A 5625-nucleotide genomic window follows, 5' to 3' on the forward strand; every position below is an offset into this window, starting at 1 on the left:
ACGGCACCATCCTGCCCAACGTTAATGGCGAAATCCCGTGGAATCGCTTTATCGGAGAACGCGCATTTGGTCCTTATACATCAGAACAATATCGCGTCGGTTACGCACTGGAACACCGCTTCACGCCTGACTTGAAATTACGGCAGAATTTCCGCTGGCAGGAACAATCGATGCAAGGCCGCGCAGTATTCAACGGCACCCTGCAAGCCAACCAAACCATGCAGAATCGTTCAGGTACCTTGCAGGATTCCAACAGTCGCGTCATCGGACTCGATACGAATATTGAAAGAAAATTCGATTTACTGGGGATGAAACACAGCCTCCTGGGCGGCCTCGACCTGGCCCAGGACAGGGATCGTTTCAAGTCCAGCACGTGTACGCTTGCAGCACTCAATCTCTATCAACCCGTCTATGGTACGGCCATCACCTGCCCTGCGAACTGGACGAACGACAATACCACCACATTTTCATCAACCGCACTCTACCTGCGTGACCGCATAGAGTTCAATGATCGCTTGAGTGTCTTGCTCGGGGTTAGACGCGAGGATGGCAAGCTGGAAACACGCAACAACAATACCAGCACGACGCAAACGCAAAACACGCTGGCTACTACTTCCAGCAGTGCCTTGATGTTTAAAATTTCTCCGAATGTGATGTCATACATCAGCCACGCAGATTCATTTCTGCCGATCACCGGCACAAGAAGCAGCGGCGCGCAACTCGACCCGGAGACCGGTAAACAAAGTGAAATCGGCTTGAAGTTTGAATCGAATGATGGACGTATTACTTCAGGTCTTGCGCTCTATGATTTGAAACGTCAAAACGTATCGGCATCCGATCCTGCCAACACCGGCTACTACATACAAATTGGAGAACAGCACAGCAAAGGTGTGGAAGCAGAAGTGGCTATGGATCTGCGTAACGGCTGGAATTTGCTCGGCGGGTACACCTACACCGACAGCGAGGTCACCAAGGATAACGTAGCCGCCAATGTAGGTAAGCCGCTGAATAATGTGCCGCGTCATGCGGCAACCTTGTGGGGAACCTATACATTCCGTCAGGCTGCATTGCATGGTGTCAGCGTGGGCGCCGGCGTCCGCTATTCCGGCGCAATGCGCGGCTATTCTTACAGCTACACAATCCCGGGTTACACGCTGGCAGATGCTGCACTCAACTATGCAGGCAACGGATACAAACTGGCTTTGAATGTCAAAAACCTGTTCGACAAAAAATATTATCCCGGCGCCTTGAGCAATAACGTTGTTGCACTGGGCGACCCTCGACAAGTCTTGCTGAATGCGACATTTTTCTTCTAAAACTTATCAAACCACTGACGATTTCATGCGGTTTTGATTCGCAAATTAACGCCAACGCAATGGGCCTGCTATGCAGGCCCATTTTGCTTTAATTGTGTCAGGCTTTTAAGCTGAGAAACCACCGTCGATCGTCAGACTGGCGCCAGTGATATAAGCAGCTTCAGGACCGGCAAGATAAGAAACGAAACTGGCAATTTCTTCTGCTTTGCCATAGCGTCCGACTGCCATCAAATCTTTCAAGCTATCTGCAAAATCGCTGTCAGCAGGATTCATATCGGTATCGACTGGACCTGGCTGTACGTTGTTCACTGTGATACCGCGTGGGCCCAGATCACGCGCCAGACCTTTGGTCAAACCGACGATCGCCGATTTGCTCATTGCATATGCTGCGCCGCCTTGGAACGGCATGCGGTCAGCGTTGGTGCTACCGATCGTGATGATGCGACCGCCGTTACCCATATGGCGTTGCGCTTCTTGTGTCGCAATAAACACGCTACGCACATTCACTGCAACGGTGCGATCGAAATCTTCCAGTTTGAAATCTTCAATCGGACCTAAAGCCAATACGCCAGCATTGTTCACCAGAATGTCGATACGGCCGAAGCTTGCTGCAGCCTGGTCTATCGATTGTTTTACTGCTACGGCATCGCTGCTGTCCGCCTTGATTGCCAATGCACGTCCACCGCTTTGCTGAATGGCATAGACAACTTCATTTGCCTTCTCCGGTGAGCTGACATAAGTGAAGGCAACTGCCGCGCCGTCGCGTGCCAGACGTTTGGCAATTGCTGCTCCAATACCGCGTGAACCGCCTTGAACGAAAGCGACTTTGCCTGCCAATGTTTGTTGTGTTGTGTTCGACATGATTATTCTCCGTATGGTTAATTTAGCTGCATTACGCAGCAGAACTTCTTAACAAATTTCGTCAAGCTGGACTGCGTTGAATTGCGTGACGACGGAGTCAGTATCGAACATGAATTATGTTGTGACTAGATAGCAATTCTTATATTCTGTTGAAACTAAAAGTTTCAAATCGATGTTCAATCGGATACGCAAGATCGCCATGGAATCAATGAGCAGCATAGAATGTTTTGTCCGCAGCGCCGAGGCAGGGAGCTTCTCGGAAGCCGCACGGCGCCTCAGCCTGACGTCCGCTGCGGTGGGTAAAAATGTGGCAAAACTGGAGTCTAATCTAGGCGTACGCCTGTTCCAGCGCAGCACCCGCAGCCTGAAATTGACCGAAGCCGGCGAACTCTTTCTGGCAGAAGTCAGCGGCAGCCTCGCCACTATTCAGTCCGCGGTCGCCAATCTGGCCAGCGCAGACGGCCAACCGGCGGGCACCTTGAAGATCAGCATGGGTACAGGATTCGGCCGCACCTACATCGTTCCCTTGTTGCCTGATTTCCTGCAAAGCTACCCTGCCATAGTGCCGGACTGGCATTTTGATAATCGACGCGTCGATATGGTGGCAGAAGGATTCGATGCGGCTATCGGTGGCGGCTTCGATTTGCTGCCTGGCGTGGTTGCGCGCTCGCTGGCACCTGCGCATGGGGTTCTTGTCGCAGCACCAAATTATTTTGCAGATAAGCCTGTGCCCCAAGTGCCGGACGATTTGTCGCAGCACGATGGCATTCGGATACGCTCGCCTCAAACCGGACGTATCCGTCCGTGGCATTTACGCAATCATGCGAATGAACAGATGCCGATTACGCTGCATACCCGCATGACGATGAGCGATCCGGATGCGGCGTGTGAAGCAGCGCAACTCGGACTGGGCATCGCGCTGATTTCAATGCCGAACGCACTGCATTATCTGGAAAACAAAAAGCTGATACGCGTCATGCCGGATTGGTACGTGGATATAGGCACGTTATCGCTCTACTTCACCGCCCAAAAACTATTACCTGCCAAAACGCGTGTCTTCGTCGATTTCATTGTCGAGCATTTCCGCAAAGAAAAACTGGCCCAGCGCTTCTCGGCATTCTGAATACCAGCACTATGACGTCTACCAAACGAGCCATCTGTGATCAATGCCTGCGACCGCAGAACACGTGTATTTGTCACTGGATTACGACTACAGAACATGCCGTTGAAGTTCTTTTTTTGCAGCATCCGCTCGAGATACGCAATCCCAAAGGCAGCGCCCGCCTGTTGCATTTGAGTTTGCCACGCAGTCGACTGGTCACAGGAGAGACGTTTTCTGAAGAAGAGCTGCACGCCCTGCTGTATGCACCCTTCGACAAAAGCGACGGGGGAAAAGTAATCCAGCCGATACTTCTCTATCCAGATACATCTGAAGATGGACGCATCGAAAAATCACCAGCATTTATCCCGCCGTCAAGCGACGCAACCATTCAGTATCGTTTGATCGTTCTCGACGGTACCTGGCGCAAGAGCCGAAAAATGCTTTACCTCAACCGTTTACTGCAACAGTTACCACGCCTTCCTTTAAGTGATCTGCCTGCTTCGCATTACCGGATACGCAAGGCGCACAAGCCGGATCAACTCTCCACCTTCGAGGCCAGCTGTTACGCCTTGATGCAACTGGAAAAAAACGCTGAAAAATATCAGCCGCTACTGGCCGCCTTCGATGGCTTTGTAGCGCAGCAACAGGCGTATGCAAATATGAAGTGAGCTGAGCGCCCGTTCAAACCCGGCGACTACGCGTGTTTGCATTCCTGCCTATAATCACCCCACACTCACATCAGGAAGTCACATGACCATTACTCTCTACGCCGCCTCCGTCCCCGTTTTCAAGCAAATGCTGGGGAGCGTCAGCGACCTGCTACAAAAAACGCAAGCGTATGCCGCGGCGAAAAACATAGACCCGAACGCCTACCTGCAGGCACGTCTGTACCCCGACATGTTCCCGCTGCTGCGCCAGGTGCAGATAGCCGGCGATTTTGCGCGCGGCGTCTCGGCACGCCTGGCCGGCGTGGACGTGCCCAAGGTCGACGACAGCCTGGCGACGACTTTTGCAGATCTGCAAGCCATGCTTGCTGACACGATCGCCTTCATGGACAGCATCAAACCGGCACAAATCGATGGCCAGGAAGCACGCGAAATCGTCACGCGTCCCGGCACGCCGAAAGAAAAGAAATTTACCGGTCAGGCTTACCTGCTGAGCTACGGCTTGCCGCAATTCTTTTTCCATGTCACGACCACTTATGCGATCCTGCGCCATAACGGCATAGAAATAGGCAAGCGCGATTACATGGGTGCGTATTGAGTGTAGTTCTGCACTACATGGTTCTGCACTACATGGTTCTGCACTAAATAGTTCGCAGTAATAAGGTCCTGCCCTCATTCCCGCCCAGGCAGGAATGAGGGTCTTTTTTAGCGTAGTGTATGTACGATACTTAGCTGGGCGAGCCATGCGATACATCGACATGAAGATAGTGCTGACACTGTCGGCGGCCATTTTTCTGGCCGGCTGCAACGGCCCCCAGTCCGCTCAAACAAAGGCCTCTGCTGCCAGGCCGGCCGAGCCAGCCAGCGCCCATATCGATGTCAAGATCATTGCCTTCAATGATTTGCACGGCCATCTCGAAGTTCCACGATTATCAGTTGCTGCAGCCGCCGCCAATGGCAGCATCACCAGCGTACCGGCCGGTGGCGCGGCCTACATGGCGAGCGCAATCAAGAGTCTGAAGCAGGCCAATCCGCACCACGCAGTCGTTTCCGCCGGCGACATGATAGGCGCCTCGCCACTGGTCTCGGCCCTGTTCCTCGACGAGCCGACGATAGAAGCAGTCAATGCATTCGGCATCGATTTCAATGCGGTCGGCAACCATGAATTCGACAAAGGCGCAGCCGAACTCTTGCGCATGAAAAATGGCGGCTGCGCCCAGCATACGCAGCGCCAGCCATGCGCGCTCAACGGCACATTCGCCGGCGCCAATTTCGGATTTCTGGCAGCGAATACAGTCAAGGCCGATGGCAGCACACTGTTTCCAGCCAGCGGTATCAAGTCTTTCGGCACCGGGGCGCAGCAAGTCAAGGTCGGCTTCATCGGCCTGACTTTGAAAAATACGCCGCACATTGTTGCGCCGGGTGGCGTCGCCGGCTTGCGCTTCAAGGATGAGGCGCGCACGGCGAATGCCTTGATCCCGCAACTGCAGGCGCAGGGAGCCGATGCCATCGTCGTGATCATCCATGAAGGCGGCATGACGACAGGCAGTGACAACGATCCATCCTGCCCCAACCTGACTGGCGATATCGTGCCCATACTCGACCAGCTCGATCCTGCAATCGACGTCGTCATATCCGGCCACACACACCGCTCGTATGTATGCAATTACGGTCGCAAGAA

6 protein-coding genes are annotated in these 5625 nt (G+C 53.4%); 5 read left to right on the forward strand and 1 reads right to left on the reverse strand.

What is annotated here, in order from left to right:
- The coding region (locus Q7T06_RS03155) for a TonB-dependent siderophore receptor (RefSeq protein WP_304780018.1) at positions 1-1316 on the forward strand (1316 nt) is incomplete at its 5' end.
- A gap of 105 nt (positions 1317-1421) precedes the next feature.
- On the opposite strand, the gene Q7T06_RS03160 is transcribed toward Q7T06_RS03155, so the two are convergent.
- Positions 1422-2177 (reverse strand): 3-oxoacyl-ACP reductase family protein, encoded by a 756-nt coding sequence (locus Q7T06_RS03160; RefSeq protein WP_304780021.1) that lies wholly within the window; start codon positions 2175-2177, stop codon positions 1422-1424.
- A gap of 199 nt (positions 2178-2376) precedes the next feature.
- Between Q7T06_RS03160 and Q7T06_RS03165 the strand changes: the two genes are divergently transcribed.
- The 4 genes from Q7T06_RS03165 to Q7T06_RS03180 all read left to right on the forward strand — a co-directional run.
- Positions 2377-3300 carry a LysR family transcriptional regulator gene (locus Q7T06_RS03165; RefSeq protein WP_304780025.1) on the forward strand — a complete coding sequence of 308 codons (924 nt, stop codon included), beginning with the start codon at positions 2377-2379 and terminating at the stop codon, positions 3298-3300.
- 11 nt (positions 3301-3311) lie between these two features.
- A complete protein-coding gene (locus tag Q7T06_RS03170) occupies positions 3312-3947 on the forward strand; it encodes a tRNA-uridine aminocarboxypropyltransferase (RefSeq protein ID WP_304780027.1) in 636 nt (211 codons plus the stop codon).
- An 82-nt stretch (positions 3948-4029) separates the two neighbouring features.
- Complete coding sequence (locus Q7T06_RS03175) at positions 4030-4542, forward strand: DUF1993 family protein (RefSeq protein WP_304780030.1); 513 nt, start codon at positions 4030-4032, stop codon at positions 4540-4542.
- 160 nt (positions 4543-4702) lie between these two features.
- A partial coding sequence (locus Q7T06_RS03180) for a metallophosphoesterase (protein ID WP_370652334.1) occupies positions 4703-5625 on the forward strand: 923 nt, incomplete at its 3' end.

The sequence above is a fragment of the Herminiimonas sp. genome (assembly GCF_030645555.1).
In the GTDB taxonomy this organism is placed as follows: domain Bacteria; phylum Pseudomonadota; class Gammaproteobacteria; order Burkholderiales; family Burkholderiaceae_D; genus Oxalicibacterium.

Bases quoted from the DNA above. Each gene is read 5' to 3' on its own strand.
- Q7T06_RS03175 (WP_304780030.1), top strand. From the start codon at position 4,030: ATGACCATTACTCTCTACGCCGCCTCCGTCCCCGTTTTCAAGCAAATG.
- Q7T06_RS03170 (WP_304780027.1), top strand. From the start codon at position 3,312: ATGACGTCTACCAAACGAGCCATCTGTGATCAATGCCTGCGACCGCAG.
- Q7T06_RS03165 (WP_304780025.1), top strand. From the start codon at position 2,377: ATGGAATCAATGAGCAGCATAGAATGTTTTGTCCGCAGCGCCGAGGCA.
- Q7T06_RS03160 (WP_304780021.1), bottom strand. From the start codon at position 2,177: ATGTCGAACACAACACAACAAACATTGGCAGGCAAAGTCGCTTTCGTT.